Source organism: Ruegeria sp. SAZD013 (assembly GCF_059612525.1).
The window spans coordinates 13,194-40,059 of the sequence record NZ_JBXWQT010000033.1; the positions used below are offsets into that span (position 1 = coordinate 13,194).

A 26,866-nucleotide genomic window follows, 5' to 3' on the forward strand; every position below is an offset into this window, starting at 1 on the left:
TCCTATGTGTTCGGACCGGAGTGAGAGGCGAGGAACGCGTTCAGTTCGGGGGTCGTGGGCATAGCGGGGGCGCAGCCGGGTTTGGATACGACAATGGATGCGCAGGCAGAACCGCGCATCACCGAGTCTTTCAGCGCGTGCCCCGCCGCGATCGAAGCCAGAAGCCCTGCCATGAAACTGTCACCGGCCCCGACGGGCTTGATAGCGTCCACTGGGTAGATCCCGGTTTTGATTTCCTGCCCATCCGCCAGCGTCACGGCGCCTTTTTCGCCCATCTTGTAAATGACGACCCGGCCCGGTTTTTTGGCGAGGTCCTGTGCCTTGGCAAAGCCCTTTTCCAGACCTCCGGCCATGAAGCCGAACTCTTCATCATTGCCGACAATCAGGTCACTGGCTTCGCCCGCACGGGACAGAACGTCAGCGGCAATTTCCGGCGAAGGCCAGCTGTAGGGGCGGTAATCAACATCGAAAATGATCGGAAGACCAGCTTTGCGCGCATTTTCAAACCCTCGGAACGTGGCGCTGCGCGAGGGTTCGGATGCAAAGACGGTGCCAGCCGAAATCAAGGCCGAGAAGGATGAGTAATCAACCCTGTCCACATCCGCGTCAGTAACCTGAAAATCGACCGCTCCGTTGCGGTAGATGACATTCTGAAAGTTCTCGGTCCGGCTTTCATACAGGGCCAGAGAGGTGCGATACTCGCCCCCCAACACGCGGATATAAGAGGTATCTACCCCGTAATGTTGCAACCGGTTGAGGCAGAACCGACCAATTGCATCGTCCGAGATGGAGGTGATCAAGGATGCCTGGCTGCCCAGCTTGACCAGACCGGCACAGATATTCGCGGACGAGCCGCCAAGATCGGCATGGAACGTATCGGCCTCTTCGCTTTTGACACCGACCGGGTCTGCGTAAAGGTCCATACCCGCACGCCCCAGAACGGCAAAGCGATTTCCTTTGATACCGTCTATCAAAGCGCTCACGTCATGTCCTCCGGCAAAGTGGGTGGGCAAAGTTTGGACCTTGCGTTGAATCGATTCACACGATACTGATTTTGCAACCGGTTGCAAACACAATGTGCGAGGCCATGGCAGATGCCTGAAATCGGAGTGGGAATCGTGGGTGGCGGTTATATGGGCAAGGCCCATTCCGTCGCGATGTCGGCCGTCGGAGCGGTTTTCAACACGGCGTTGCGCCCCCGGCTTGAGGTCATCTGCGCGTCGAGCCCGGACAGTGCCGAACGCTACCGGGCGGCCTATGGATTTCAGCGGGCAACCGATGACTGGCGCATGTTGGTTGAAGACCCCAAGGCCGAGGCAATCGTGATCGCCTCGCCTCAGTCAACACATCGTCAGATCGCAGAAGCGGCTTTTGCCTTGGGCAAACCGGTCTTGTGCGAGAAACCATTGGGCGCATCGCTTGAAGACAGTCGGGCGATGGTTGCTGCGGCCGAGGCTTCGGGGGCGGTGAACATGGTGGGGTTCAACTATATCCGCACACCCGCCAGCCAATATGCCCGCCAGTTGATTACCGATGGCGCGATTGGTGACATCACGTGGTTCCGGGGCGAACATACCGAGGATTTCTATGCAGATCCGCAGGCCCCGGCCACCTGGCGCACGACCGGTATGGCCAACGGCACAATCGGCGATCTTGCCCCGCATATGGTCAATGGCGCATTGGCCTTGGTCGGGCCCATTGCGCAGGTGATGGCCGATGTTGAGACCGTTCACAAAACCCGCCCCGGTGGTGCGGTAACAAATGACGACCATGCCCAGATGATGTGCCGGTTCGAAAACGGGGTCATGGGAAGCCTGTATTTCAGCCGCGTCGCGACGGGGCGGAAAATGGGCTATGCCTATGAAATATCAGGCACAAAAGGCGCAATCCGGTTCGATCAGGAGGACCAGAATGCGCTGTGGCTGTACAAGCGCGAAGGGCCCGAAGCCGCGCGCGGGTTCACCAAGATCCTGACCGGCCCCGCGCACCCGGATTATGAGCCCTTCTGTCAGGGTCCGGGTCACGGAACCGGCTATCAGGATCAGATCATCATCGAGGCCAAGGACTTTTTACAGGCCATCCATACCGGCGAGGCGATCTGGCCCACGTTCCGCGACGGGCATGAGGTCAACCGCGTGCTGGCCGCTGCGCTGGCCTCGTCCGATCAGCGGCAGTGGCAGGACATCAGCGATTTCTGATCGCTCTACGAGACAATTCCAATGAGAGACAATGACCATGGCTAAGTTGAGATGGGGCATGATCGGGGGTGGTGAAGGCAGCCAGATTGGCCCCGCGCACCGCTTGGGGGCACAGGCTGACGGGTTGTTCGAATTTGCGGCTGGCGCGCTGGATCACCGGCCCGAGGTGGGCCGCGAATACGCGCAGCGATTGGGTGTTGCTGCCGATCGTGCCTATGGCGATTGGCAAGAGATGCTGGCGGGCGAAAAAGACCGCGAGGATCGGATTGATCTGGTAACCATCGCGACGCCCAATTCGACCCATTTTGAGATTACCAAGGCCTATCTTGAGGCAGGCTTTAACGTGTTGTGCGAAAAGCCGATGACCATGACGGTGAAAGAGGGCGAAGAGATTGTGCGCGTGGCCGAAGCCTCGGGCAGGATCTGTGCAGTGAACTACTGTTATTCCGCCTATCCGATGGTGCGTCAGGCCCGTGCGATGGTGCGCGCAGGCGATATCGGCAAGGTGCGTCTGGTGGTGACCAATTTCAGCCACGGCCATCATGGCGATGCCACAGATGCGGATAACCCGCGCGTGCGCTGGCGCTATGACCCTGCGATGGCCGGGGTTTCAGGGCAGTTTGCCGATTGCGGCATCCATGCGTTGCACATGGCCAGTTTCATCTGTGACGATCAGGTGAAAACCCTGTCTGCCGACATGGCCTCGACCATCGTCAGCCGTGAGCTGGAAGATGATGCAATGATCAACTTCCGGATGGAGGGCGGCACGGTTGGACGCCTTTGGACGTCATCAGTGGCGATCGGGCGGCAGCATGGCTTTGACATTCAGGTCTTTGGCGAAACCGGTGGGCTGCGGTGGGCGTCCGAGCAGCCCAATCAGTTGATCTATACTCCGGTCGGCGGGCGTACTCAGATCATCGAAAAGGGTGAGGGCGGTCTGCACGATGAGGTGCAACGCCTGTCGCGTGTCGCCATTGCGCACCCCGAGGGTTTTCCGCTGGCGGTCGCCAACATCTATTGCGATCTGGCGGATGCGATCCGTGGTGAAAGACGCGACGGTCTGCCCGGTGCGGCAGATGGGCTGCGGTCCATTGCGGCCGTCCACGCGGCTGTTGCGTCGGGCAAGGCCGATGGCGCATGGCAGGACGCGCGCCCGCCGATGTTTCGCTGATCAGGGGCGGGGCCGCAATGTGCCCCGTTCGATCACGCGGCAGGGGAAAATGCGGGCCTCGGGATAGCGCTGAGGCTCTTTCAGCATCTCAACGACCAGATCGACGGATGAAGTGATGATCTGTTTGATCGGCTGGTGGATCGTTGTCAGGTTAACGCTTTCCCAGCGCGACATCTCCATGTCGTTCAGACCGATGATTCCAATGTCCTGACCCGGTTTCAGCCCGTGATCGGCCAGTGCGGACAATGCGCCAACAGACAGGATGTCATCGCCGCAGAAATACGCCTCGGACGGGGTGTTGGCCAACAGGCGCAACATTTCGGCGCGGCCGGCCTCGAAGGAATAAGCCCCTGCGAAACAATGGCTTACTTCGATATCGGGGTGGTCTGCCAGTTCTTCCATGAACCCGCGATACCGGTCAAGTGCCGAGGTTGCATCTTCGGGCCCGCCCAGATAGCCGAGACGCTTGTATCCGCGCGCCAAAAGCTCGCGCGCGGCCATGCGCCCGCATTCGACGTTGTCGATTCCCACCACATGCACTTCGGGCGAGGTGGCCGAGCGGCCAAATGTATGCACCACCGGTACGCCCGCATCGTGGAACGCCTTGGCAAAGCTGGGCGGCAGCGTCGAAGACGCAACGATGGCCGCGTCAACCGAATACTGGCGCAGCATGCGGACCGAGTTTGCGGGCTCGGTCTCGTCCGTCAGGTTCACAATCAAAGGGCGTAGCCCGCGTTCCTGCAAGGCGCGGGTGAACTGATCGAACACCTCAAGAAAAATAGGGTTGTGAAAGTTGTTCGAAATCAACCCGATCAGTTTGGTGCGCCCGGTTGTCAGGGACGAGGCGAGGGCATTGGGGCTGTAGCCAAGCTCTCGCGCGGCCTTTTCAACTTTACTGCGTGTTTTTGCAGAGACCGAGGCGCCTTCGGTGAAGGTGCGCGACACCGCAGATCGCGATACGCCAGCCAAGGCGGCGACGTCTTTCAGGGTCACGCTCACGCAGTGCGGCTCCGGTCGTTGATGGTCAGAGATATCAAGGTGTTTTGCATCAGAGCTTCATTATGCACCATCGCAAAAGTCTTGCAACCGGTTGCAGGTCGCACTTGGCGGACGAGATCATCGACAGCCACCTATGTTTATGAGCGAATGGCGGGAAAGGAAAGACCGGTACGGGCGACAGTTTTCGCAAGAAACACCAAGGATCGAACGCTACCGGTTACACTCCTAAAATCTTAGCGAAAGGCAGGACATTCCTCCATCCAGCTTTGCGCAGTCGATGTTGTCGATTTCAACGACCTCATACCCTTCACGATCTAACATCTCAGCTGTGCGTGGGAAGCCAGCGGCCATCAGCACCAGATTGTTGAAGCGGATCGCATTGGCGGCAGCTTCCTCTCCGTCCGCAACATGCAGCACCCGGTAGCCCTCGAAACAGCCCGAGGCATCCAGCCGTCGGGTCGACAGTATTGTTTCGGCGTCCATCAGTGAACAATCTGTCTTGAAGTGTAAGACGCCCTCGGGCGTGAACACCTCGCGCAGTTTGTGCCCCCACTCCGAGGTGATTTTCGCCAGCTCGGCGACACCTTCCGCGTCGGTACGGTCTGACCGGCCCACCAGAATTTCGCGACCGGTAACAAGGATATCTCCACCCTCGATATGGCCGGGGCCCTGGATTTCCAGAACCGTATCGTAGCAGCCGTGAAGGGTCGGTGCCATTTCAGCCACTTCACCCATCCGCGAAGGTGCGCCAGGTCGCATCAGTATCGCACCTTGCGGCAGGCAAAGGGCTGTATCCTCGACAAATTGTGCGTCGGGAAACGCGTTCAGGGGATCCAGTTCGATTACCTCGGCCCCGGTGCTTCTCAGTGCTGCCACATATGCCTTATGCGCCGCTGTCATCCCGTCGAAATCCGGGTTTCCGATATCTTCTGCACGCAACCCGCCTGCAATAGTCGGAGCCGGACGGCGGGTGATGGCGCGGGAAAACTCAAAGGTTGGGTCTGACATGTTTCAATCTTTCTGAGCTGCGAATTTCGGAGTGGTGACTTCGATCATTACCGGCCCGTTCTGGGCGGCAGTTTGGCGCAATGCCTGCGCGACAGCCTGCGGTTCAGCTGGAACCGAAGCGAATGGAATGCCGTATGACTTGGCCGTTGCTGAAAAATCGGGAGGCGAGGGATCACATCCTATGACTGTTACGCCCGCATCCTGCATTGACGTGGCAATTTCCTGGTATCCATGATTGTTCCAGATCACGAAGGTGACCGGCAGGTCTTCGTCGACTGCTGCCATAATCTCAGGCAGAGAAAACTGCGCGCCTCCATCGCCCGCGATGCATATCACACGTGCTGTGGGATCGGCGACCGAAGCGCCGATGGCTGCGGGGATTCCATAGCCCAGTGCGCCGTACCCAGTTGCCGCGTTAAACCAGCCTCCGGCCCGGTCGTGGTCGTAGAAAAGATTGCCGGCATAGATCGGTTGGGTGGAATCTCCGACCATTAGCGCGTTCGGGAGCGCAGAGCGCATTGCGTTGAGGATTTCTACCTGTTTGCGATAGTCCGGACCAATCTCCGCCCAGGCGGCGTCACGTGTTTTGCCTGCACGTTCCGTACCGTCGCTTTGCTTTGGCTTGTGCGGTAAAGCGTCAACCAGCGCTGATACAGCCAAGTTGACGTCACCTTGAATGATGAGCGCTGCCTCATGTCGCGTCAGTTGCTCGCTGCATCGATCAACCCGTATCAACCCTGACATTTCAGCAATTTGGCCGGTGGCATACATATCATAGTCGGTTGGCCCCAACTCAGTTCCCAGCGCAAGGATGCAATTGGCGCTTTCTATCAAGCCGCGTACCGCGTTCAGGCTGGGGCTGGCCGGAACGGTCAGTGGATGCCTGTGCATCAGGCCGCGCGCGTTGACGGTTTGCACCACGGGGGCATCCAGAGCTTCGGCCAGTGCCTGCAATCCAGCCTCTGCATGCTTTGCGCCGCCGCCCGCCAGAATGACAACGTTCTTCGCTTTGGCCAGTTGCTTTGCGGCTTGGGTGATCAAAGCCGGGTCAATCGGTGAGACCGAGACAGGCGGTTCGACCGGTGTTTCCTGATAATCTGAAGCTGCGATATCCAACGGAACTTCGATATGCACCGGTCCGGATCGACCGTTGGCGAGGGTGTGGAACACGCGGTCCAAGACCGGGTCCAGAGCGTTGGTGGCGGAAACTTGTTCGGACAGCAACGCAACGGTCCTGGCCAGTCCCAACTGGTCTGGCAATTCATGCAGATGCCCTAAACCCCTGCCAAGAGATGCGGTTTTGTTGACACCGGACACCACCAGCATCGGTATTGAATCCGCGCGGGCCTGCGCCATCGGCGTCAATGTATTGGTCAATCCAGGCCCGGTGATCACAAAGGCCACACCCGGTTTGCCTGACACGCGCGCATAGCCGTCGGCCATAAACCCTGCACCCTGTTCGTGTCTGGGTGTAACGTGACGAATGCCCGAGCCTGCAAGCCCGCGGTAAAGCTCGACCGTATGAACGCCCGGAATTCCGAACACGCAGGTCACATCCTTTTGGCGAAGCCTGGCAACCAATGCTTCGCCCACGGTCATTTCACTCATGCAACCTCGCGTGATTTTCTGTTGGCGTGATCGATGAGGCGGGACACCGCAGTGGCAAAGTCGGTGTCACTGATCGTCAGGGCCACTCGCACCCAGTCTTTCAAGCTGTCCCCAAAGGCGGATCCCGGCATGACAGCCACCCCGGTCTGCAACAAGTCCCAGGCATAGGCTTCGCCGTCCAGCCCGGTGGCGGAGACGTTGATCATGGCGAACATTCCCGCCTGAGGCCGGTGAACGGTCAGATCCGTTTCTGCTTCGAGGCGATCAGCCAAAAGCGTGGCGCGCGCTGAAAAACGGGCGGCCATGCCGGAGGCAACCTCGGACCCGTCGCGGATCGCCTTTTCAGTCATATCGGCGATAAAGGGCTGATTGCCGAAAAGCATGGTCTCGGAATAGGGCAGTAGCGCTTCGCAAAACGCGGCTGGCCCGACACACCAGCCACTGCGGAACCCCGGCGCGGCATGTGATTTCGAGATGGATGATACGCCTATGACACGATCCGCCAGTTCCGGGTCTGCCAGTGGCGACACAAATCTGGCCCCGTCAAAGATCAGTTCTTCATAGACCTCGTCCGAGATAATCCACAAATCATGCGCAATCGCGAGCTGTCCGATCTCGGCTAGCTCCTCGGCGGTCAGGATCGCGCCCGTTGGGTTGTGTGGCGTGGTCAGAAGAATGGCGCGGCTGCGCGGTGTTACGCGTACGGCGATATCTTTGGCCTGCATGCGAAACCCGTGTTCCGGGCGCAGCGGTACGGGCACCATTTCCGCCCCAGAAGCACGCACGACCCCTTCGTAGGTTGCATACATCGGATCACCGACCAGAACTTCGTCACCGGCCTCGGCAACGCCGGCCATGGCAGCGAACAATGCGGTCTGCGTTCCGGGAAAGCACAGAAAATTCTCGGGCCCGAAAACGCGTCCGCGGGAAGCCGAGTAACGGGCGGAAAGCGCGTCAAGCAAGCCAGCTTCGCCACGGCCATTGGAGTAGCCCGTTCGCTGGGCCCGTAGTGAGGTTACGGTGGCTTCGACCAGCGCGTCCGGCACCGGCACGTCCGGTTCACCTATCGTCATTTCGACGATGTCCGCTCCGGCCTTAATAAGGTCGCGCGCTTTCAGATGTACGCCCCATTTGGCGCCACCCAAGCCCGCTAACCGTTCTGTCACAGATGTGGTCTTCATGGTTGTTCCACCTCTTTGATCAATGGGATACCGACGATAGCACTGACGGAATCCAATCCGATCTGCGCCAATTGACCTTCGGAAAATTCATCTGGAAGCGCACCGCCTTCCAGCCAAAGACCATCGATAACCGCGTTGCAGGCAATGGCCAGTTGCACGGCTTGCGGCGTGGTGACTGGACGTCCGGTTTCTTGCAATGCGGCGACGATCAGCTTTTCAAGCTGATCCCGGAAATAGTTATAGGTTTGCTGGTGGATGCGTTGCATTTTCGGATCACGCTGCACCTTGTTCAGGAAGCCGGCCCACAAGGCCACAGCGCTTGGATCAACGATTGGCGGTCGCAGCGACGCATCAACGAAGTTGGTCAACTGAGATACTGCGCTGCCTTTCCCTGACGACGCAGCTGTCTGATCGGTCAGCGTATTCATGTGATGTTCGTACGCAGCCTGAACCAGTTCCTCCTTGGATGAGAAATAGTGCCGGATCAGCCCTTGGGTCACGTTCGCGCGGGCCGCGATCTGACGCACAGTGGCACCCCGAACGCCCATCTCGGCAATCAGGTCCAAAGTCGCCAGGATAAGCGCCTCGCGCCGAAACTCGGCAGATTCACGTGTAAATTTACGGCTGTCGTCCTGCACGTCCGGGCCATCCATGGTACGGAATTATTATACACTTGCATAATTGCGAGATTCGAGGCTTACTGCAAGCTGAAATCAGAAGATTCTTGGATATGGACACAGCCAAAGCAGCAACACCCGCACGCGAAGCAACCACGTCTGAAGAGGCGATAAGGGTTGAGGACCTGCACAAGTCTTTCGGCACGCTGGAGGTTTTGAAAGGTGTCTCGCTGACAGCGAACAAGGGCGATGTCGTTGCCATCATCGGGGGCTCAGGCTCGGGCAAATCCACGATGCTGCGCTGTATCAACTTTCTGGAAACACCAAGCTCGGGAAAGATCACGATCGGCGGTGAGCTGGTTGAAATGCATGCCGACGGCAGCCCCTCGAACCGCCGCCAGATCGAACGTATCCGTACACGGCTGGCGATGGTTTTCCAGCAGTTCAATCTGTGGACACACCGTACGCTTCTGGAAAACGTGATCGAGGTGCCGGTATATGTCCTTAAGGTACCAAAGGCCGAAGCTATCGCTCGGGCGCATGACCTGCTGAAAAGGGTAGGGCTGGGGGACAAGGCCGACACGTATCCGGCCTATCTGTCAGGCGGTCAGCAACAGCGCGCTGCCATCGCACGCGCGCTTGCGGTGGATCCTTCCGTAATGCTTTTCGATGAGCCAACTTCGGCGCTTGATCCAGAGCTTGTAGGCGAAGTTCTGACCGTAATCCGGGATCTTGCAGCGGAAGGGCGCACAATGCTGCTTGTGACCCACGAAATGAAATTTGCGCGCGAAGTCGCGAACCACGTCGTCTATCTTTTCGAGGGCCGCATTGAAGAGCAAGGCCCACCTTCCGAAGTCTTCGGAAATCCAAAATCAGAGCGATTGAAGCAGTTCCTCAGCTCGGTCGCCTGATCCAGAAAAACAACATAATGAACCAAAGGGAGTAACAAAATGAACGTCAAAAAACTGCTCGCGTCCGGTCTTGCCGCCGCTGTCCTTTCGGCTGGTGTTGCCAGTGCAGAAGAGGTCAAGATCGGCATCGCGGCCGAGCCTTATCCGCCCTTCGCGTCGCTGGACAGCTCAGGCAACTGGGTTGGTTGGGAGATCGATGTCATCAATGCAGTTTGCGCCGCCGCGGAACTTGACTGTGTTATCACGCCGGTGGCCTGGGACGGTATTATCCCCTCGCTGACCGGACAGCAGATCGACGCCATCATGGCCTCGATGTCGATCACCGAGGAACGGTTGAAAACCATTGATTTCAGCGATCCTTACTATAACACACCTGCGGTTATCGTTGCCGATAAATCGATGGATATCGAAGCAACCCCGGAATCGCTGGCGGGTAAAGTCATTGGCATTCAGGCTTCGACGATCCACCAAGCCTATGCGCAGGAATACTTCATGGATTCCGAACTGCGCGTCTATCAAACTCAGGATGAGGCCAATCAGGACTTGTTTGCCGGTCGGATCGACGCCACACAAGCTGACAGCATTGCGATGGCCGATTTTGTGAATTCGGATGCCGGTGCTTGCTGCGAAATCAAAGGTGCCGTGAAGGACGATCCCGCCATTTTGGGGCGTGGTGTCGGTGCGGGCGTTCGTAAAGGGCAGGATGACCTGCTTGCGGCGTTGAACAAGGGCATCGCGGCAATTCTTGCCGATGGAACGCACGAGAAGATCACGTCGAACTATTTCTCGACCAGCATCTACTAAGCCGTTGCCGTGACCGGATTTCTGGAATCACTTGGTTTGGCGCAGAGCGCAGAGCTTTTGTCGCTCTCGCCACCGGGGTGGGGGGCCAATCTGCTACGCGGATTGTCCCACTCATTGCAGATCGCTTTTGGCGCATATGCACTGGGCCTCGTGATCGGATTGTTCGGAGCGTATGGCAAACTTTACGGCGGGAAGGTCACGCGCGACCTTCTTGCCATTTACACGACCGTGATCCGGGCCGTGCCGGAACTGGTCCTGATCCTAATCCTGTATTACGTGGGATCCGATATTATCAACAAAATATCTGCTGCCATGGGTGGTGGCCGGGTTGAGATCAACGGCGTTGCCGCAGGCATTTGGGTGCTGGGCGTCGTTCAGGGCGCGTATGCGACCGAGATTCTGCGCGGCGCCATTCAGGCGGTTCCGCCCGGTCAGATCGAAGCGGCGAAATCCTACGGAATGCCGGCCTTCATGACCATGCGGCGCGTCACGATCCCTGCCATGATGAGCTTCGCCGTACCTGGTCTGGCCAACCTGTGGCTGATTGCAACCAAAGACACAGCATTGCTGGCTGTAGTCGGTTTTAACGAGCTGACGTTGGAAACGCGCCAGGCGGCCAGCAGCACGCGGGCCTACTTCACCTTTTTCTTGGCGGCGGGCTTCCTTTATCTGATGGTTACGCTGTTTTCGGGTGGGATCTTTGCGCGGATTGAGAAATGGGCCCGTCGCGGCCAACCCGCTCTGAACGGAGGCAGCAGATGATCGACCTCAGATCTCTGATGCAACCTCATCGTATCGTGATGATGCTGATCTTTGCCGGGATCGTGGTTTGGTGCGCGATGACATTGCGGTGGGACTGGATACCCAATTATGCGCCGCTTGCATTGCAGGGAATCTGGACCACGCTCTGGCTGCTGGTTGTCACGATCGTTCTTGGTTTTTTACTGGCTGTACCCCTTGGGTTAGCGCAGGCCGTTGGGCCATGGTACCTTGCGGCACCTGCAAAGGCGTTTTGCACAATCATTCGCGGCACGCCGCTGCTTTTGCAGCTTTGGCTGCTGTATTATGGCCTCGGCTCTCTGTTTCCGCAGTTTCCATGGATACGATCGTCTGATCTTTGGCCGTACCTGCGTCAGGCTTGGCCCTATGCGGTGCTGGCGTTGACACTTTCTTATGCGGGTTACGAAGGTGAGGTCATGCGCGGAGCCTTCAAGGGCGTTGCCAAAGGACAGCTGGAGGCGGCCAAGGCGTTTGGTATGCCAAGGCTGACGATGTTTCGCCGTATCTGGTTACCACAGGCAATCCGCAATGTTCTGCCGACTTTGGGCGGTGAAACCATCCTGCAATTAAAGGCAACACCGCTGGTCGCCACAATAACCGTGGTTGATATCTATGCCGTGTCGTCCCGTGTGCGCGCCGATACGTTTATCGTCTACGAACCGCTTATCCTGTTGGCCGTATTCTACATTCTCGTAGCGGGCGTAATTGCCTTGGTGTTCCACTGGCTGGAGGTGAAGGTTTTGGGAACCGGACGCCGCAATGGGCCCATCGGATAGTTCTAGCAAGAAGCCGAAGGAAACTTGCTCTGCGATTAGCGAAGCGGTTATTCGATGAATTGCTCCTAGCGACCGAGATTGCAGGCTTAAGCGTAAAACAGGTGTTTGAAACGGGATCAGGGAAGTTGGTTTCGTTCGCGATCCGTAAATTCAACGCTCTAATGATACAGCATCTAGGGTAGCTGCACGACAAGAGGGCATGAGTGCCAGCGCGGCCATAGGTGAGAGGAACCGCTTGGCGCGATAGCCGAACAGCGAGAAAATTGAGTGGTGCTAAGACAGCGGTCCCAACATCAATGCAGTTCGGGAATTGCCACTCTGGTTGTCTTACGTTGGTAGAATATTGTGGTTCATCCTGAACAAATTGGTGGGATCGTACTGTCCTTTGATCTTGGAAAGTTTTTCGCCGTTCACACCATAAGCGCCGGTCACGTGGTCTGCCTGGTCTTCAGGCATGAAGTTCACATAGGCACTGCCTGTTGAGTATGGTTTCATCTGTTCGTACAGCTGGCGTGCCCACCCGATGCAGGTGTCATCCTTGTCAGGGTCCTCCCATCGTGTGTGGACATTCATGATGAAATGCGCAGATCTTTGCGGGTAGGCGGTAGAAGCGGGTTCAACGCGGGCCATCGCGCCACCGACATGAGCAATGAAAATCTCACATGCTGGGTCAGGAAGGGTGGAAATCGCGTCCAGCAGGTCCGTGATGGCGGCCGGGGGCAACGTATTGAAGTCATGACTTTTCCAATAGTTGCGGACGCCCGGCGACAACAGGGGATCAAAAGCCGCCTGCCAGTCCACGAACCTGTGCGGTGAAATGACATCCACAATCGGTTCACCCAGCGCGCGCAAGGCCGACATCGCTTTTTCACCCTCATCCATCGGGCCGCTATAGCACGCCGCGAAAATCAGCACCTCGCGCCCGTGCCACTCTTCCGGCAGGAACGGGAGCGGCGGCGCTTTTCGCATCACGCTCCAGACGGTGAGCTCATCGGGGGCGGTGTCCGCAATGGCCACAAACGCGGAAAGCAATTCTGGTGCCTTTTCGATCGGGTGCACGATCAGGCCGGACAGGACATCCGGCCCAAGATCATGCAACTGGAATTCGAATGAGGTGACGACACCGAAGTTTCCGCCACCACCACGAATGGCCCAGAAAAGTTCCGGGTGGCTCGTGGACGAGGCGGTGACGATCGCGCCATCCGCCGTCACGACTTCTGCCGACAGAAGGTTGTCGATCGTCATGCCGAATTTCCGCGTCGTCCAGCCAAAACCGCCACCCAAGGTCAGCCCTGCGATGCCGGTTGTCGAGTTGATGCCTGTGGGGACAACAAGACCATGGGCCTGTGTTTCGCGATCAACGTCGCCAAGCAACGCACCCGGTGCAACCCGGACAGTTTTGCCGGCAGGGTCCACGTGAACCGAACGCATCTGGGACAGATCCAGCATGACGGCCTTGTCCGCGACGGCGTGCCCTGCAATCTGGTGCCCACCTGATCGAACGGTCATCATGAGGCCTGCTTGTCGGACGAAGTTTATTGCCTTCTGGACATCGCTTGCCCCCAACGCACGGATCACGAAGGCGGGGTAACGCTCGAACATGCTGTTCCAGGTAATCCTGGCTTCTTCATATTCCGGGGTCCCCGGCAGGTAGACCCCGCCGCGCAGTGAGGCATCTAGCGCGTCCAAATCGCCTTGATCCACAGTCGCGATACGTCCGTCGAGTGCTTTCAGGTCAAACATGCTTAGGCCTCCCTTGTTTCAGGAAAGGTTTCGCGCACGGCTGCCTCGTGAATTTGTTATTGCCCTGAGAAGGGGATACTTGGTTGTGGGGGAAAGCTGGTCGTCAGGCAAATATTCCCGGATCGATCCGATCTACCGGCGTGATGACATCGGCAGGAATGTTTAGACGCTCGGCCGCTTTTCGCAGGCTTTCTTCATCCGGGGCTTCGTAAAGGCAGTATGTTTTGCGCTTATCTGCGCTGAGGAAGGAAAAGATCCATTCAATGCCGACTTCGTCATTGATTTCTTTGATGTGAATTTTGTCGTTGTCGCTGATATTCAGCTGTTCCGCAAAATTTCGTTCAATGATGTATCGTGGCATTATGCCCCCCAAGCATTTTCCGGACCTTAACTGGCTACCCCTTCGAGCTTTGACTTAAGGGAAACCATACTCAATTTCTGTGATATTGCCAACGCTTCCCCTTCCAGTTGAAACGCCAGTTCCAAATCGCTGGGGCGGCCCTGTTGTCTGAGTGCTGATGCATACGCTGCCTTGGAATGCGCAATCCAAGGTGGGCAATTCATCCGCATGTCAATCTCGATGGCTTTCCGGAACATCTTCCCGGCAATTTCCCAGTCTTTCAGCACCGTTGCCAGTCTCCCCAAGCGTCTGGCTGCGGCACCTGTGCAAACTGTGGTTGCCCCTGCGGTGATCGTTAGGTCTTCGTAAGGTTGCAGCATACTGTAAAGCGTCTGGGCATGACCCGGATGCCCGACAGCCACGCAGATGTCAGCAAGATAGGACAGAGTTGTTGAATACATGGCATCTGGCGGTAGGTCGAAGCCGTTTTCCGCCATTTCATTCAGTATTCTTTCAGCCGGTTCCGTGTATCCCAGTTCGGCTGCGATAAGGCCAAAACCAGGCTTCCACGAGATGTCTTCGGGACTGTCGGTCATCAGTTTCTTAATCACAGGCGCGACCTCGTGCAGGCGGTTCTGCTCGCGGCGGATGGTAAACATCTGAACGCCGAAAACGCCCTCGACATGTTCGCCGTGCGTTTTTCGACCGATCTTGACCGCTTCGGTGGCGTGCTTTTCAGCCTGAACAAAGTCGCCGTCCATGATTGCAACCATGGCGCGTGCGTGTTTTTGAACCCAATAGAGTTGCAGATGATTGTCCTTTTCGGAAATCGCTGTCAGCAATTCGAGTGAGTTGTCCAACAGGTCGCGGTCGGCCATTTCAGCGCCGACAAACAGGCTGAGCGTCCGGTCGCGGCCCTGATCAATACTGCCAAGGTGTTCCGCTACCTGATGCATGGCGTCCAGGTTTTCACGCCAATGTCGTGCCTCTTGCCCGTTGCGCGCAACGAATGGCGCCCCAAAATGCATCATCATTACCGAAAACTGGGATTTATGATCCCCAAGCTTCGCCGCCAGTTCCATGGATTGCTGACCAAAGCGGGTGCCTACGGAAAACTGGCCGACAAACATATACGCCCGCGCAAGTTGGCTCATCAACCGGCACCGCCTGACTTCGTCATTGTCAGACAGGTCTTTTAGCGCCTTTTCACAAAGGTCAATCGCTTCGTGATGTCGCTTGCTCGTCATCATGCACGAGTCAGCAAAATGATTGGCTGCATCGGCTGCTAGCTCCACATCGTGGAGTTTCTGGGCAGCGTTAGATGCACTTTTCAGAACCGCTATCGCCTCGGACAACTGACCCTGGCTGTCATGGCTGCGGCCAACCAGGATCATGCCCCTGACCATTTCCCGGCCGGTTTCCGAGTTCAGCTGCTTAGCCGCTTTGAGCGTCTCCTGCGCATTAGTCATCGCTTCCTGGCTGGCTGACCGGGCCAACGCCATTTCAGCCGCAGCTTCCCATTTGTCAAATGCGGCGCGCCATTCTTCTGCTTCTGACAGATGACGGGCCACCAGCTCGGGCCGGCGTTCGATTTCAGCAGATCGCATCGCGATCAGTGCGCGGGCAACGTCTGAATGTTGCTGCCTGCGGGTAGAGCTTAACATGGATTGATATGCCGTATCGCGGATAAGGGCATGGCGGAACACGAAATGCCCGCGGTTGTTTCCGCTTTCAAAGATCAGTCCCGTTCGCGACAGTTCTTCGAGGCGAAGATTGATATCTGCGCGTTCCAGCCCCATCGCGGCCCTTAACAAATCTGGTTCAAATTCCCGCCCAATGACTGACCCCGTCAACGCGACCTGTTTGGCCTCGGGCGAAACTGCATCAAGCCGCGCCATCAAGGCGCCCTTCAGCGACGATGGTATGCGGACTTGTCCCTGCTCATCAGCATTCACGATCGCCTGGGTCAATTCTTCGACAAACAGGGGCACACCGTCCGTCTTTTCGATGATCGTCGCGATCAAGGCATCGTCCGGGTCCTTGCCAGTGATATTGCGGACCAGATCCGCGACATCAGCAGAACCGAACCGGCGCAGCAGGAGTGTTTGAACATGCGTGTCCCCGTCATCGCGGGCCAGGTCCCACCCGGGTCTGTGGGTCATCAGGATCATCAGGGGAAGATCGGTGCAAATCGCCTTGAACCGCTCTAGCAGGGCTTGCGTCGAGGGATCGATCCAATGTGCATCCTCAACACACAGAATAACCGGGCGCACGCTTGCCCGGACCTGCACCGTATGGATCAGGGTTTGGATCGTTATGTCGCGTTGCTCCTGCGGCGACATCTCGAGAACTTCACGAGCCAGTGCGCTGCGCGGCGCGACCAGCGCTGCAAAGACAGGCAGAACCTGTTCCCAGTCCAGACCTTCCCGGCCTTCCAGCAGCTTCCTGACATGCTCCAGAATTTGATTGTCATCAAAATCCGGTTCAACACCTGCATCCTGCGAGATTCGCTGGGTGACCGGATGAAAGGGGCTGCTGGTCAGATAGGGAGAGCAGTTCAGCCTTATCACATCGGCCTGTCCGGTTGCCGTGACATCCGCAAGAAACCCCTCAGTCAGGCGCGATTTTCCTATTCCCGCCTCACCCGACAGCAGAACCACCTCACCATGACCGCTTTGGGCGCGCTGCCACGATTGCAACAGGATACCCTTTTCGTAGTCCCGGCCAATCATGGTACTGTCGGCGTCATCCTTGTACGACGCGCGAAACCGGCTTTCCGCGCTGCGTTCCGATACGACCTTCAACAAGGTCCGAGGGTCTTTGAACCCCTTCAATTGAGTTGATCCAAGGGTCTCGAACTCGAATATCCGGTGCAAGGCGGCTTCGGTTTCTTCCGCAGACAAAACCACCGAGTTCGGCAGGCCGTGTTCCTGTATCCGCGCCGCCAGATTGACCGCCGGCCCGGTCATGGCACCTTCCTCGTACGAGTTTTCGCCGATCGTGTCGCCGACCACGACATCGCCGCTCGCGATACCCAGTCTGACCGACAAACGCTCACCGTCAGGAGTGTTGAGCTCTTCAACCCGGTGGACGCACTCAAGCCCCGCCTTTATTGCGCGAATGGCGTGATCTTCGTAGGCTGTTGGCCAGCCGAAAAACACAAGAAGACCGTCGCCAAGGTATTTCGCAACATAGCCACCATACCTGCTCACTGCCCCCGCGACGGTATCCTGATAGTTCTGTAGCAGATCCCGCATGTCTTCGGGATCAAAACGGTTGGTCAGCTCTGTCGAGCCGACCAGATCCGCAAACAAGACTGTCAGATGACGCCGTTCAGCCGCGGGCGCGATGGGCTTTTTCGTCGGTGCAGCTTCGCCCTGCACGACATCAACGGCGGATGGCCGAGTATTCTCGCGGGTGGGCTCTCCTGCGGCAGGCGCTGATGAAGACAGGTGACTAGAGCCAGCCAAATCCTGAACTGCCGCAAGGATGATCTTTCGGTGACCAAGACTTACCCCAAGCTCTTTCAGGTCGTCGCCTGTCAGCAGTGGCAGAACCCGCGCATCAATGTCGTTTACCGCAAAAACATCTGCGTACTGACCCAGTCCGAGGTCGTTAAGCCACGTGTCCATTTCAACCGACATATTCGGATCATGCTGAGATACGCGTCACTAATCAAGAAAACGCTATTTAAACTGCCGGGCGATCAATGCGCAGCGGACACGGTTTCATGCGCAGCATAGCAATAGATGCCAGTCGCGTAAGACCTTGATACACTGTGGGGAAAGGATGGTGGGTGATGAGAGACTCGAACTCCCGACATCTTCGGTGTAAACGAAGCGCTCTACCAACTGAGCTAATCACCCGTGACGCTGCATGTAGCCAAGCCAGCGGGCGTGCGCAAGAGGGTCTGTGAGATTTTTATTCCGCGATGGGTTGCGGATAGGAAATGCCGCCCCCATCAACGCGTGCCTGGGGTGACCACAGGTTGACGAGGCTGGCCGGGGTGGGTTGCCAGCGCCTGATCTGGATCAGCGGGTGTAAAAGATCAAAGGCGCTTGCAAGCGCCCTATGGCCTCCGATATGCCCGAAGAGACTGCAACTTTCCGGTCGGGAGCACACATGATCCTACCCTTCGCCTGCCGTATCTGGATGGTGGCACTGGTCCTTGGCGCATTTGTGCTGGCTCCGGTCCGGGCCGGGGCAGAAGGGGTTTTGGTTTTTGCCGCAGCCAGCCTCAAGACCGCTTTGGACGAAATCGCGACGGAATACACAGAGCGGACGGGTCACGATGTCACCGTGTCCTACGCAGCGTCTTCAGTGCTGGCGCGTCAGATTCAGCAGGGTGCGCCTGCGGACATTTTCTTCTCTGCCAATGCCGACTGGATGGATTATCTGGAACAGCAGGGTTTGTTGCGGCCAGGGACACGGTCGGATTTGCTGGGCAACAGTCTGGTTCTGATCGGCGCTGCGGGGCGTCCTGTTCTGGGTGACATTCGGGTGGTTCATGACCTCAGGGCCGAGCTGGGCGAAGGCTTTCTGGCCATGGCGCTGGTCGATGCGGTGCCCGCCGGTATCTACGGCAAGGCGGCTTTGCAGGGGCTGAACCAGTGGGAGGCGGTGCAGGACCGAGTGGCACAAACCGACAATGTGCGCGCTGCGCTGGCCCTTGTGGCAACGGGTGCCGCGCCTCTGGGGATCGTTTATCGATCGGATGCGCAGGCGGAACAGCGGGTCAGTGTTGTGGCCAGTTTTCCCACCGACCTGCACCCTCCGATCATCTATCCGGCGGCGATGACAGGTAATGCCACAGGTGCGGCGCGGGCTTTTCTGGATCATCTGCACGGCGATGCGGCTTTGGCAATTTTTCAGGAGCAGGGATTTTCCCTGCCGGGCGGGTGATCGAGTTGGAGTGGTTGGGCCCCGCTGAAGCTGAAGCGCTGAAGCTGTCGCTGCGCGTGTCGTTCTGGGCGACGCTGGCCACTTTGCCGTTCGGCATTTTTGTTGCCTACATTCTGGCCCGCTGGCGGTTCCCCGGGCGGCAGGTTCTGAATGGTCTGGTGCATTTGCCTTTGATCCTGCCGCCGGTAGTGACGGGGTATCTGCTGTTGCTGACTTTCGGCATTCAGGGGCCGTTGGGGCGGTTTTTGGCCGAGTTCGGCATTGTGGTCGCCTTTCGCTGGACTGGGGCCGCGCTGGCCGCAGGTATCATGGCGTTTCCGCTGATGGTCCGGGCGATACGTCTGTCGATCGAGGCGGTTGACCCGAAGCTGGAACAGGCTGGGGCGACGCTGGGGGCGTCGCGGCCTATGGTGTTTCTGACCGTAACCTTGCCGATGATCCTGCCCGGTGTCATCGCCGGGGCCATTCTGGCCTTTGCCAAGGCCATGGGTGAGTTTGGGGCCACGATTACATTCGTGTCGAATATTCCGGGACAGACGCAGACATTGCCATCGGCTGTTTACGCCTTTTTGCAGGTACCGGGGGGCGAGGCTGCTGCAACAAGGCTGGTCCTGATCTCGATCGTCATCGCCATGGGCGCGTTGCTGCTGTCGGAATATGTGGGACGGCGCGCCGCCGCGCGGGTGGCCGGATCATGAGCTTGTCTGTTCGTTTGCACCATCAACTGCCGGGGATCGATCTGGAGGTCAGTTTTGACGCCCCATCCGGTGTGACCGTGCTGTTCGGGCGTTCCGGGTCGGGCAAGACCACGATTGTCAACGCGGTGGCCGGATTGCTGCGGCCGCGCGCGGGCAGGGTGGCCGTGGATGACTGGGTGTTGTTTGACACCGATAGGGGGCATTGGCTGCCGCCGCACCGGAGGCGGTTGGGCTATATTTTTCAGGAGGGGCGGTTGTTCCCGCATCTGACCGTGCGCCAGAACCTTGCCTATGGCCGGTGGTTCGCCCCTAAAAGCGCGCGGCGGGAAGACCCGGAAAAGGTCATCGAGATGCTGGGGATCGGCCACCTTCTGAACCGCCGTCCAGCCGGGTTGTCAGGGGGCGAAAAACAGCGAGTGTCGATAGGCAGGGCGTTGCTGGCCAGCCCGCGACTAATCCTTGCAGATGAACCGCTTGCGGCGCTGGACGAGGCCCGCAAGGCGGAGATCCTGCCCTATTTCGAGCGTCTCAGGGATGAGGTGTCTGTCCCGATCCTGTATGTGACCCACTCGGCCGACGAGGTGGCCCGTCTGGCCACATCGGTTGTCGCTTTGCAGGATGGCAGGGTCGTCCGCCACGGCCCCGCGTCCGAGGTTCTGTCTGACCCGACTGTGGCACCGGCAGGTGTGCGCGCAATCGGTGCCGTGCTGGAGGTGCAGGTGCTGAAGCACCACACCGACGGGTTGACCGAGCTGAACGCAAATGGCGCGCGTCTGTTTCTGCCACGTATCGGGCAGGAGGTCGGCACGCATCTGCGAATTCGCATTCCGGCGCAGGAGGTGATCCTGTCCGTCCAAAAGCCCGAGGGTCTGTCGGCATTGAACGTGCTCAGCGGGACGGTCGACTCGATTCGGTCGGGCGAAGGTCCCGGTGCGATCGTGTCGGTCAGGACACCGGCGGGGACTGTTCTGGCGCGGGTCACGCGCCGGTCGGTTGCGGCGTTGAACTTGCAGCCGGGCAGCACATGCCATGCCGTGATCAAGACGGTTGCGCTGGCCCCGCAGAATGTCGGTGGCCGCATCGGTACCGGCACCTGACCTCAGGCAAGTGCGCGGGCTTCGTGTTCCAGCAGGATAAGGCGTGCGGCGCGTCCAAACCCCTGATGTCCAGAGCAGGGACGGTCGGGAAATATTGCGGCCAGTTCCTGAAGCGCGTCGGATGAAAGTGTATGTAGCGCCTCTTCCCCCAGAAACAGGCTTTCTGCTTGTGCTCCATCCGCCGAAAGGATTTCGTGCCGATCCAGCAGGATGTGCAAATACTCGACCGTTTCAACCGAGGTATCGAGCCCTATTCCATGCCATCGGCACAGGTGCTTGGCGGCAACCAGCGCTTCGGCGGTTCCGAAAAGCAGCTCAACCCAGGGGCCCTTCACCAGAATACGGTGCTGCTGAGACACCAGCAGGTCTCGCGCGGGGGTGTTAGGCCCCAGACTGCCTGCCGAGATGCGAACGGGCCGTATCGCAGGTTCGGTGCGCAATCGGTCGGGCGGGATCGTGCTGCTTTCGATCCAACGAACAGGTTGCAACCCGTGATCGGCTGTCGCCACCTTGTCCCCGACGTTCAGGGACTCGATGGCACGGGGACCGTCCTCAGCCTCGATCAGGGTTCCAGCTGCGAAACAGACGCCTTCGATCCTTATGACCACTTCGACCGGATCCGGAGAGCCGGTAAACGGAAGTGTGACAGGACCGGTTTGCGTTGTCCCTGAGACGCTGATGAAGAAGGAGTCAAAGACAACTTCACCATTGTCGAGGCTGTCGAAATACGTCGGATCGACCGTATAGGTCCACTCTCCGGTATTTGGGTCTATCGTCGCGGTGCCGTTGGCAGGAGGTGTCGCAATCGTCCAGGTTTGGGTCAGCGGCGTGAAGTTTCCGTTGTTCAGGGTGGGTTGCCCCATCGCCACATTGGGTGGGGACCCGGTCACGTCGCCGGTCAATTCACCAGTGATCGGAACTGAAACCAACTAGACCTCGCCTTGTTGCAACACCCGCTCAAATTCCTTTTTTCGGTACAGGCGCATATGAACCTCGCCTGCTTCGTCCCGCGTCCATTCGACAATCCGGTTGCGTGTCATGTCGCTGTCCATTCGGTTGGTGCGCACGCGCGGATGCGGGATCTCTTGCTTGAGGATATCAACAATCTGACTGGTCTGTCCAAACGGCGCGACAAGGTCGATGATCCAAAAGGATGACCCGCTGGTAAAATCCTTGTCCGTCAGAAAGGTTTCTTTCACCGCATAGCGATACTCGGCCTCGGGGCTGAGACCGGCAAAAGTGACAAATCCGCGGGGAAAGCCATTCTGTCTGAAGATCTGGTATTGGCCCAGACGAAACGGGGTTTCGAACGCATAAAGAACCTGCGCAAGGTTACGTTTCTGGTGCGTTTTCGTAAGCCCCGCGAGATAGAACATCGCACCCAGATCCGCATATTTCTCAGGCGGGAAATCGAACCAGTCTTTTGGAAAGCTCTTGGTCAACGGAATTGCCGATAGTTTGATGTGTTATAAATGCTTTCGGGTAGTGTACTCGTTTCCGGCGATATGAATAGTGGGAATTCCCCAAATAACTGTGTCCGCGTAGCTGGTGTGCCCCACTTTACTCGTAGGGTGTCGTGGTTATGCTATCGGTATTGGTGCCATTGTTTTGGGATATCTGGATCATGCGTTTTCTCAAGCCATTCATCGCTGCCACATTTATTTTAGCGCCTGCGGTGGCCGGGGCCGTTGGGTTCGGCCTGTCAGTCCGGCCGCAGTTCCGTACCGAGATCACGCCCTTGCCGAACGGCGTTTACGAGGTGAAGGCTGTCGGATCATCCGCGCCTGTCAATTATTGGTGCGGGATCGGAGATTATGCCATTCGCACACTTGGCGTTCCGAACTCGCAGAGGATCTATATCTGGCGGGCGTATGAACCCGGCGTGCGAACAGTGCAGTTCTCCATGACCCCGCCGCCGGGGGCCGATACGAAACCCGGCTATTCGATCACGGTCAAGAAAGTCGGAGCAAACATGTCGGCGGTGTCGGCGCAGAACTACTGCTACGACAATTTCATCACGGACCCGTTCTGATCGTCAGACCCATTTTGCCATCGGCGGCAAGCTCATCAGAACGGCATCCGGGTCATGCCCGGTTTCCAGACCGAACTTTGTGCCCCGGTCATAGACAAGGTTGTATTCCGCATAAAGGCCGCGATGCACCAGTTGGGTGGTCTTGTCCGCCTCTGAGAAGTTCTGAACGCGGCGCTTTTCAACCAAGGGCAGGAAGGCGGGCAGAAAGGCTCTGCCAATATCCTGTGTCAGGGCGAAATCCGCCTGCCAGTCACCGGTGCAATAGTCGTCCATGAAGATCCCGCCGACGCCGCGCGCGCGTTTGCGGTGAGGGATGTAGAAATATTCGTCGGCCCAGTCCTTGAGGCGCGGGTAATGGGCGGGTCCGTGCGGGTCCAGATGCGCCTTTTGCGTGGCGTGGAAATGCGCGGTGTCCTCGCGATACTCGATGCAGGGGTTGAGGTCCGAGCCGCCACCGAACCACCAGGCATGGGGTGTCCAAAACATGCGTGTGTTCATGTGAACCGCCGGGGTATGGGGGTTCTGCATATGGGCCACAAGGCTGATCCCCGACGCCCAGAAGCGCGGGTCTTCGGTCATTCCGGGGATGCCTTTGCGCGCCGCCATTGCCTGTTGCGCACGTTCGCCCAGCGTGCCGTAGACGGTCGAGACATTGACACCTACTTTTTCAAACACTCGACCGCCGCGCATGACCGACATCAACCCGCCGCCCGCGTCTGACCCATCGTCCGACTGGCGTTTGGTTTCCTTGACCTCGAACCGCCCGGGTGCGGCATCGGCAAACGGCCCGTTGGTGTGGCTGTCTTCGAGGGCTTCGAACGCTGCAACGATGTCATCGCGCAATTGGCGAAACCAGGCGGAGGCGGTAGATTTTTCTGTTTTGAACATGGGTCTTAATGTGCAGGGGCCGCGACTGGGTCAAGCAGGGTACGGCCACCGTCGATTGTCAGGATCTGCCCGGTGACGAAACCGGCGGCATCAGACGCAAGATATTGCGCGGTTTCCGTCAGTTCCGTGGCCGAGGCGATACGGGCCAGGGGTGTGTGCTTTTCGATATCGACGCGGTAATCGCGATTGTCCTTGAGGGTCGATTGCAGTGATGCGCTCATGACCGAACCCAGCGCAATCGAGTTGACGCGGATCCGCTTCGGAGCCAGCGCGACCGCAAGAGATCGGGTCAACTGGTCCAGTGCTGCGGTCGAGACGGAATAGGCCATCAGATCGGGGTGGGTCCGTCGGGCCGCGATCGAGGACAGGTTGATGATCGTCCCTGCCGGGTTTTCGAGATCGCCGTCGGCCTGCTTGATCATGCGCTTTGCAACCAGTTGGCTGAGCCGCAAGGCGGGCATCAGGTTCTGGTTCAGCAGGGTGCGCATCGAATCGTCATCCGGATCCAGCGGATCAGACGGGATCACTTGCCGTGCACCGTTGACCAGAATATCCACCTGGTCGAACGCATCCAGCGTCGCAGATAACAGGTTGGCAATGGTCAGCTTTTCGCGCAGATCGCCCGCAAAATATCGGATATTGCTGTCTTCGGCTTGTTCTCCAAGTTCGTCGATCAGGCGTTTTTCGTCTATGTCGGCAAACATGACATTTGCGCCCGCATCCGCGAAATGCCGCCCGATGGCCAGGCCGATGCCACTTGCCCCGCCCGTTACGATTGCTGTCTTGCCAGCGATGGAAAAGGACATCCGAATCCTCCTGAATTGGGGCGCAGGTTAACGGGCCTTAACGCCGAGGGCGAGAGGCCTGGAATACCTTGAACCGGTTGTCGCCGGCAATTTCACCGACCTGAGCGAAATGTTCGTTCAGTGTAGCTTCGTAGGGAAGGTGCCGGTTGGCGACCATCCAAAGGGTTCCGTTGCGTGTCAGATTGCGGGCGGCGGAGGTTATAAACCCTTGCCCCAAGGCGGGATCCGCGCTGCGTGACGTGTGATATGGCGGGTTCATCACAACGGTGTCGATAGGCTCCGGCGCGGTCCAGGATACGGCATCGCTCCAGTGAAAATGCGCCTGGGATTGGGTGACATTAAGCCGCGCGCAGGTCAGCGCCGCATGGTCCGCTTCGACCAGATGCAACGAGCTTACCCCACCGCGTTTCAGGATTTCCGCAGACAGATATCCCCATCCCGCCCCCAGATCGGCCACGCGGGGGCCAAGCCGGTCAGGCAAGGTCTTCAGTAACAGGGCCGAGGCAGGATCAATCCCGTCCGCTGAAAACACACCCGGTGCCGTGTAGTATCCGCCAACCATCTGCTGTTTCTGCGCGGCCCAGTCCACAAAGGCCAGATCATCGGCCTGAAACCAGAAAATCTTACCATGTGCTTTGGAAATCGGTCCCTCGACCGGAACCCGCTTGCGCACATCCTTCAATATGCTGTCCACACCATCGGTCTTGGCACCGTCGATGACAACCAGGCCGCTCGCCCGCGCACAGGCCTGCTGAATCAGCGACCGTGCCAGTGCTTTGGCGCGGGGCAGAAAGACAATTGCGTCCTGACAAGAGCCGTCCGCGTCGGGCACCGTTTCAAAACCCTGCGCGGTGAAATGGTCATGAAAGGGTTTGAAGGGCTGCACAACTTGCGCCCCGCCCGCCAGCGCAGACAGATCATGATCCGGTGTAGGGCAGATCACACTAAGAGGGGGGGACAGCGTCAGGCCGTTTTGCAAGGCAAGTTCCAGACGAGGGGACATGGGCAATTCCGGCTGAGTGAAGGGAAAACGTCAGGCCAAAGGCCTTACTCTTCGCGTTCCATTGTGCATTGCAAAGGGTGCTGGTGCCTGCGGGCAAAATCCATCACCTGACCAACTTTGGTCTCGGCAATCTCGTGGCTGAAAACCCCGACAACGGCTACACCTTTCTTGTGAACGGTCAGCATGATCTCGAACGCCTGTGCATGGGTCATGCCGAAGAAGCGTTCAAGTACATGCACCACAAACTCCATCGGTGTATAGTCGTCGTTCAGCAACAGGACCTTGTATAAAGGCGGACGCTTGGTTTTTGGGCGTGTCTGTACCAGGACGGACGCGTCACTGTCGTCGTCCGGCTTGTCAGACATCATCCAGGTCATTTCAAGCATCGTGTGCAACTGTCCGATTCAGGCTTGGGGTTTATCTTGGCGCTTATATAACGTGTGCATGGCCGGTGAAAAGAGCAAGCGGACGTAAACAGGATGACGACCAAGCTGACGACAATCGGGTTCGATGCGGACGATACCCTTTGGCATAACGAACGGTTTTTTCAGCTGACGCAGGCTCGTTTTGCTGAACTCTTGGCCGATCATGCCAATCGTGATCACCTGATGGAGCGACTTCTTGCTGCTGAAAAACGCAACATTCAGCGCTATGGGTATGGCATCAAGGGGTTTGTCTTGTCGATGATCGAAACTGCGATCGAAGTTACCGAAAGCCTCGTTCCTGCGTCGGTCATCCGGCAGCTGATCGAAGCAGGGCAAGAAATGTTGGCCCATCCGATCGAGCTGTTGCCCCATGCCCGCGAGGCCGTCGAAGGTGTTGCCGATGCGTACCGGGTCATTCTGATCACCAAGGGCGACCTGATCGATCAGGAACGCAAACTGGCCCAGTCCGGGCTGGGCGATCTGTTCGATGGTGTCGAAATCGTATCCGAAAAGACCCCCGAAACCTATCGGTTCGTATTCGACCGTCACGGTGATGGCCCGACTGCCGCGATGATGATCGGCAATTCCATGCACTCGGATGTCGTGGCCCCCATTCAGGCCGGGTGCTGGGGTGTCTATGTGCCCCACGGTCTGGTTTGGGAGGTGGAACATGCCGAAGCCCCTGTCGACAGCCCCCGATTCCGCGAGTTGAGAGATTTGGGCGATCTGGCCGATCTGCTGCGCGACCTGAAGTGATGTTGCCTTTTCGCCTCAGTTTCGCATAAACCCAGCCGCATCCTGACGCAGCTTCGCTTTTATCGCGCATCTGGTGGTCTTGATGGCTGAATCCGCAAGATATAGCCTCTGCCGGGACATGAA

Annotated in this window: 26 protein-coding genes and 1 tRNA gene; 11 read left to right on the top strand and 16 right to left on the bottom strand. The window is 58.1% G+C overall.

Going from position 1 to position 26,866, the window contains the following annotated elements:
• Nucleotides 1-2: 2 nt before the first annotated feature.
• Nucleotides 3-983 carry a 5-dehydro-2-deoxygluconokinase gene (gene iolC, locus AC2FLU_RS16815; RefSeq protein ID WP_496809174.1) on the bottom strand — a complete coding sequence of 327 codons (981 nt, stop codon included), beginning with the start codon at nucleotides 981-983 and terminating at the stop codon, nucleotides 3-5.
• A gap of 111 nt (nucleotides 984-1,094) precedes the next feature.
• Here iolC and AC2FLU_RS16820 point away from each other — a divergent pair, with 111 nt between their 5' ends.
• Complete coding sequence (locus tag AC2FLU_RS16820; protein WP_480518597.1) at nucleotides 1,095-2,198, top strand: Gfo/Idh/MocA family protein; 1,104 nt, start codon at nucleotides 1,095-1,097, stop codon at nucleotides 2,196-2,198.
• Between the two features lie 37 nt (nucleotides 2,199-2,235).
• Nucleotides 2,236-3,369, top strand: a complete 1,134-nt coding sequence (locus tag AC2FLU_RS16825) for a Gfo/Idh/MocA family protein (protein WP_480518598.1) — start codon at nucleotides 2,236-2,238, stop codon at nucleotides 3,367-3,369.
• On the opposite strand, the gene AC2FLU_RS16830 is transcribed toward AC2FLU_RS16825, so the two are convergent.
• The 5 genes from AC2FLU_RS16830 to AC2FLU_RS16850 form a co-directional block, all read right to left on the bottom strand.
• The gene (locus AC2FLU_RS16830) at nucleotides 3,370-4,368 is read right to left on the bottom strand and encodes a LacI family DNA-binding transcriptional regulator (RefSeq protein ID WP_480518600.1); all 999 of its coding nucleotides are present in this window, start codon (nucleotides 4,366-4,368) and stop codon (nucleotides 3,370-3,372) included. It lies immediately after the preceding gene.
• 225 nt (nucleotides 4,369-4,593) lie between these two features.
• Nucleotides 4,594-5,376: a dimethylarginine dimethylaminohydrolase family protein gene (locus AC2FLU_RS16835; protein ID WP_480518602.1), complete on the bottom strand. Its 783-nt coding sequence runs from the start codon at nucleotides 5,374-5,376 to the stop codon at nucleotides 4,594-4,596.
• A gap of 3 nt (nucleotides 5,377-5,379) precedes the next feature.
• On the bottom strand, nucleotides 5,380-6,984 hold the full coding sequence (locus AC2FLU_RS16840; protein ID WP_496809172.1) for a 5-guanidino-2-oxopentanoate decarboxylase: 1,605 nt from the start codon (nucleotides 6,982-6,984) through the stop codon (nucleotides 5,380-5,382).
• Nucleotides 6,981-8,165 (bottom strand): pyridoxal phosphate-dependent aminotransferase, encoded by a 1,185-nt coding sequence (locus AC2FLU_RS16845; RefSeq protein ID WP_480538902.1) that lies wholly within the window; start codon nucleotides 8,163-8,165, stop codon nucleotides 6,981-6,983. Before AC2FLU_RS16845 ends, AC2FLU_RS16840 begins: the two co-directional genes overlap by 4 nt.
• Nucleotides 8,162-8,818: a TetR/AcrR family transcriptional regulator gene (locus tag AC2FLU_RS16850; protein ID WP_480475304.1), complete on the bottom strand. Its 657-nt coding sequence runs from the start codon at nucleotides 8,816-8,818 to the stop codon at nucleotides 8,162-8,164. The genes AC2FLU_RS16845 and AC2FLU_RS16850 overlap by 4 nt, the downstream gene beginning before the upstream one ends.
• Nucleotides 8,819-8,895: 77 nt before the next feature.
• Here AC2FLU_RS16850 and AC2FLU_RS16855 point away from each other — a divergent pair, with 77 nt between their 5' ends.
• Genes AC2FLU_RS16855 through AC2FLU_RS16870 form a run of 4 tightly spaced genes read left to right on the top strand, consistent with a single transcriptional unit; the run spans nucleotide 8,896 to nucleotide 12,053 of the window.
• Nucleotides 8,896-9,693 (top strand): ABC transporter ATP-binding protein, encoded by a 798-nt coding sequence (locus AC2FLU_RS16855; RefSeq protein ID WP_496715424.1) that lies wholly within the window; start codon nucleotides 8,896-8,898, stop codon nucleotides 9,691-9,693.
• Between the two features lie 39 nt (nucleotides 9,694-9,732).
• Nucleotides 9,733-10,497: a transporter substrate-binding domain-containing protein gene (locus AC2FLU_RS16860; RefSeq protein ID WP_496809171.1), complete on the top strand. Its 765-nt coding sequence runs from the start codon at nucleotides 9,733-9,735 to the stop codon at nucleotides 10,495-10,497.
• Nucleotides 10,498-10,506: 9 nt separating this feature from the next.
• Nucleotides 10,507-11,259 (top strand): ABC transporter permease, encoded by a 753-nt coding sequence (locus tag AC2FLU_RS16865; protein WP_480475310.1) that lies wholly within the window; start codon nucleotides 10,507-10,509, stop codon nucleotides 11,257-11,259.
• The gene (locus tag AC2FLU_RS16870; RefSeq protein WP_480475312.1) at nucleotides 11,256-12,053 is read left to right on the top strand and encodes an ABC transporter permease; all 798 of its coding nucleotides are present in this window, start codon (nucleotides 11,256-11,258) and stop codon (nucleotides 12,051-12,053) included. The genes AC2FLU_RS16865 and AC2FLU_RS16870 overlap by 4 nt, the downstream gene beginning before the upstream one ends.
• 327 nt (nucleotides 12,054-12,380) lie before the next feature.
• Here the strand turns inward: AC2FLU_RS16870 and AC2FLU_RS16875 are convergent, their stop codons facing one another.
• The 4 genes from AC2FLU_RS16875 to AC2FLU_RS16890 all read right to left on the bottom strand — a co-directional run bounded on the left by AC2FLU_RS16875 (nucleotide 12,381) and on the right by AC2FLU_RS16890 (nucleotide 18,002).
• Nucleotides 12,381-13,796: an FAD-binding oxidoreductase gene (locus tag AC2FLU_RS16875; protein WP_496812056.1), complete on the bottom strand. Its 1,416-nt coding sequence runs from the start codon at nucleotides 13,794-13,796 to the stop codon at nucleotides 12,381-12,383.
• A 103-nt stretch (nucleotides 13,797-13,899) separates the two neighbouring features.
• A complete protein-coding gene (locus tag AC2FLU_RS16880; protein WP_209504668.1) occupies nucleotides 13,900-14,157 on the bottom strand; it encodes a DUF4242 domain-containing protein in 258 nt (85 codons plus the stop codon).
• Nucleotides 14,158-14,183: 26 nt separating this feature from the next.
• Nucleotides 14,184-17,780 carry an ATP-binding protein gene (locus tag AC2FLU_RS16885; protein WP_496812057.1) on the bottom strand — a complete coding sequence of 1,199 codons (3,597 nt, stop codon included), beginning with the start codon at nucleotides 17,778-17,780 and terminating at the stop codon, nucleotides 14,184-14,186.
• Between the two features lie 146 nt (nucleotides 17,781-17,926).
• Nucleotides 17,927-18,002: transfer RNA gene (locus AC2FLU_RS16890), tRNA-Val, on the bottom strand.
• A 256-nt stretch (nucleotides 18,003-18,258) separates the two neighbouring features.
• Here AC2FLU_RS16890 and modA point away from each other — a divergent pair.
• From modA to modC, 3 genes are read left to right on the top strand one after another with little or no spacing between them, the layout of a single operon-like run.
• Nucleotides 18,259-19,038: a molybdate ABC transporter substrate-binding protein gene (gene modA / locus AC2FLU_RS16895; protein WP_496715430.1), complete on the top strand. Its 780-nt coding sequence runs from the start codon at nucleotides 18,259-18,261 to the stop codon at nucleotides 19,036-19,038.
• A 5-nt stretch (nucleotides 19,039-19,043) separates the two neighbouring features.
• A complete protein-coding gene (modB, locus tag AC2FLU_RS16900) occupies nucleotides 19,044-19,736 on the top strand; it encodes a molybdate ABC transporter permease subunit (protein ID WP_480476900.1) in 693 nt (230 codons plus the stop codon).
• The gene (gene modC, locus AC2FLU_RS16905) at nucleotides 19,733-20,833 is read left to right on the top strand and encodes a molybdenum ABC transporter ATP-binding protein (protein ID WP_480518616.1); all 1,101 of its coding nucleotides are present in this window, start codon (nucleotides 19,733-19,735) and stop codon (nucleotides 20,831-20,833) included. The genes modB and modC overlap by 4 nt, the downstream gene beginning before the upstream one ends.
• A 2-nt stretch (nucleotides 20,834-20,835) precedes the next feature.
• On the opposite strand, the gene AC2FLU_RS16910 is transcribed toward modC, so the two are convergent.
• Nucleotides 20,836-21,762: a Hint domain-containing protein gene (locus AC2FLU_RS16910; RefSeq protein WP_480518618.1), complete on the bottom strand. Its 927-nt coding sequence runs from the start codon at nucleotides 21,760-21,762 to the stop codon at nucleotides 20,836-20,838.
• The gene (locus tag AC2FLU_RS16915; protein WP_480518620.1) at nucleotides 21,763-22,275 is read right to left on the bottom strand and encodes a toxin-activating lysine-acyltransferase; all 513 of its coding nucleotides are present in this window, start codon (nucleotides 22,273-22,275) and stop codon (nucleotides 21,763-21,765) included.
• 182 nt (nucleotides 22,276-22,457) lie between these two features.
• Between AC2FLU_RS16915 and AC2FLU_RS16920 the strand changes: the two genes are divergently transcribed.
• Entirely contained in the window at nucleotides 22,458-22,865 is a 408-nt protein-coding gene (locus tag AC2FLU_RS16920) for a hypothetical protein (RefSeq protein WP_480495565.1), read from the top strand.
• 3 nt (nucleotides 22,866-22,868) lie between these two features.
• Here the strand turns inward: AC2FLU_RS16920 and hemF are convergent, their stop codons facing one another.
• The 4 genes from hemF to clpS are packed head-to-tail and all read right to left on the bottom strand — an operon-like array spanning nucleotide 22,869 to nucleotide 25,948.
• On the bottom strand, nucleotides 22,869-23,753 hold the full coding sequence (hemF, locus tag AC2FLU_RS16925) for an oxygen-dependent coproporphyrinogen oxidase (RefSeq protein ID WP_480495567.1): 885 nt from the start codon (nucleotides 23,751-23,753) through the stop codon (nucleotides 22,869-22,871).
• Nucleotides 23,754-23,758: 5 nt separating this feature from the next.
• Nucleotides 23,759-24,559 carry an SDR family NAD(P)-dependent oxidoreductase gene (locus tag AC2FLU_RS16930; protein ID WP_480475342.1) on the bottom strand — a complete coding sequence of 267 codons (801 nt, stop codon included), beginning with the start codon at nucleotides 24,557-24,559 and terminating at the stop codon, nucleotides 23,759-23,761.
• A gap of 37 nt (nucleotides 24,560-24,596) precedes the next feature.
• On the bottom strand, nucleotides 24,597-25,562 hold the full coding sequence (locus AC2FLU_RS16935; RefSeq protein WP_496809168.1) for a class I SAM-dependent methyltransferase: 966 nt from the start codon (nucleotides 25,560-25,562) through the stop codon (nucleotides 24,597-24,599).
• Nucleotides 25,563-25,606: 44 nt separating this feature from the next.
• Nucleotides 25,607-25,948: an ATP-dependent Clp protease adapter ClpS gene (gene clpS, locus AC2FLU_RS16940; RefSeq protein ID WP_480475346.1), complete on the bottom strand. Its 342-nt coding sequence runs from the start codon at nucleotides 25,946-25,948 to the stop codon at nucleotides 25,607-25,609.
• Nucleotides 25,949-26,041: 93 nt separating this feature from the next.
• Between clpS and AC2FLU_RS16945 the strand changes: the two genes are divergently transcribed.
• The gene (locus AC2FLU_RS16945; protein WP_496809167.1) at nucleotides 26,042-26,743 is read left to right on the top strand and encodes an HAD family hydrolase; all 702 of its coding nucleotides are present in this window, start codon (nucleotides 26,042-26,044) and stop codon (nucleotides 26,741-26,743) included.
• Nucleotides 26,744-26,866 lie beyond the last annotated feature (123 nt).

Bases quoted from the DNA above. Each gene is read 5' to 3' on its own strand.
- clpS (WP_480475346.1), bottom strand. From the start codon at position 25,948: ATGCTTGAAATGACCTGGATGATGTCTGACAAGCCGGACGACGACAGT.
- AC2FLU_RS16820 (WP_480518597.1), top strand. From the start codon at position 1,095: ATGCCTGAAATCGGAGTGGGAATCGTGGGTGGCGGTTATATGGGCAAG.
- modC (WP_480518616.1), top strand. From the start codon at position 19,733: ATGAGCTTGTCTGTTCGTTTGCACCATCAACTGCCGGGGATCGATCTG.
- AC2FLU_RS16855 (WP_496715424.1), top strand. From the start codon at position 8,896: ATGGACACAGCCAAAGCAGCAACACCCGCACGCGAAGCAACCACGTCT.
- modA (WP_496715430.1), top strand. From the start codon at position 18,259: ATGATCCTACCCTTCGCCTGCCGTATCTGGATGGTGGCACTGGTCCTT.
- AC2FLU_RS16935 (WP_496809168.1), bottom strand. From the start codon at position 25,562: ATGTCCCCTCGTCTGGAACTTGCCTTGCAAAACGGCCTGACGCTGTCC.
- AC2FLU_RS16875 (WP_496812056.1), bottom strand. From the start codon at position 13,796: ATGTTTGACCTGAAAGCACTCGACGGACGTATCGCGACTGTGGATCAA.
- AC2FLU_RS16930 (WP_480475342.1), bottom strand. From the start codon at position 24,559: ATGTCCTTTTCCATCGCTGGCAAGACAGCAATCGTAACGGGCGGGGCA.
- AC2FLU_RS16850 (WP_480475304.1), bottom strand. From the start codon at position 8,818: ATGGATGGCCCGGACGTGCAGGACGACAGCCGTAAATTTACACGTGAA.
- AC2FLU_RS16840 (WP_496809172.1), bottom strand. From the start codon at position 6,984: ATGAGTGAAATGACCGTGGGCGAAGCATTGGTTGCCAGGCTTCGCCAA.
- AC2FLU_RS16845 (WP_480538902.1), bottom strand. From the start codon at position 8,165: ATGAAGACCACATCTGTGACAGAACGGTTAGCGGGCTTGGGTGGCGCC.
- AC2FLU_RS16945 (WP_496809167.1), top strand. From the start codon at position 26,042: ATGACGACCAAGCTGACGACAATCGGGTTCGATGCGGACGATACCCTT.
- hemF (WP_480495567.1), bottom strand. From the start codon at position 23,753: ATGTTCAAAACAGAAAAATCTACCGCCTCCGCCTGGTTTCGCCAATTG.
- AC2FLU_RS16860 (WP_496809171.1), top strand. From the start codon at position 9,733: ATGAACGTCAAAAAACTGCTCGCGTCCGGTCTTGCCGCCGCTGTCCTT.
- AC2FLU_RS16920 (WP_480495565.1), top strand. From the start codon at position 22,458: ATGCGTTTTCTCAAGCCATTCATCGCTGCCACATTTATTTTAGCGCCT.
- AC2FLU_RS16880 (WP_209504668.1), bottom strand. From the start codon at position 14,157: ATGCCACGATACATCATTGAACGAAATTTTGCGGAACAGCTGAATATC.
- AC2FLU_RS16835 (WP_480518602.1), bottom strand. From the start codon at position 5,376: ATGTCAGACCCAACCTTTGAGTTTTCCCGCGCCATCACCCGCCGTCCG.
- AC2FLU_RS16885 (WP_496812057.1), bottom strand. From the start codon at position 17,780: ATGTCGGTTGAAATGGACACGTGGCTTAACGACCTCGGACTGGGTCAG.
- AC2FLU_RS16825 (WP_480518598.1), top strand. From the start codon at position 2,236: ATGGCTAAGTTGAGATGGGGCATGATCGGGGGTGGTGAAGGCAGCCAG.
- AC2FLU_RS16870 (WP_480475312.1), top strand. From the start codon at position 11,256: ATGATCGACCTCAGATCTCTGATGCAACCTCATCGTATCGTGATGATG.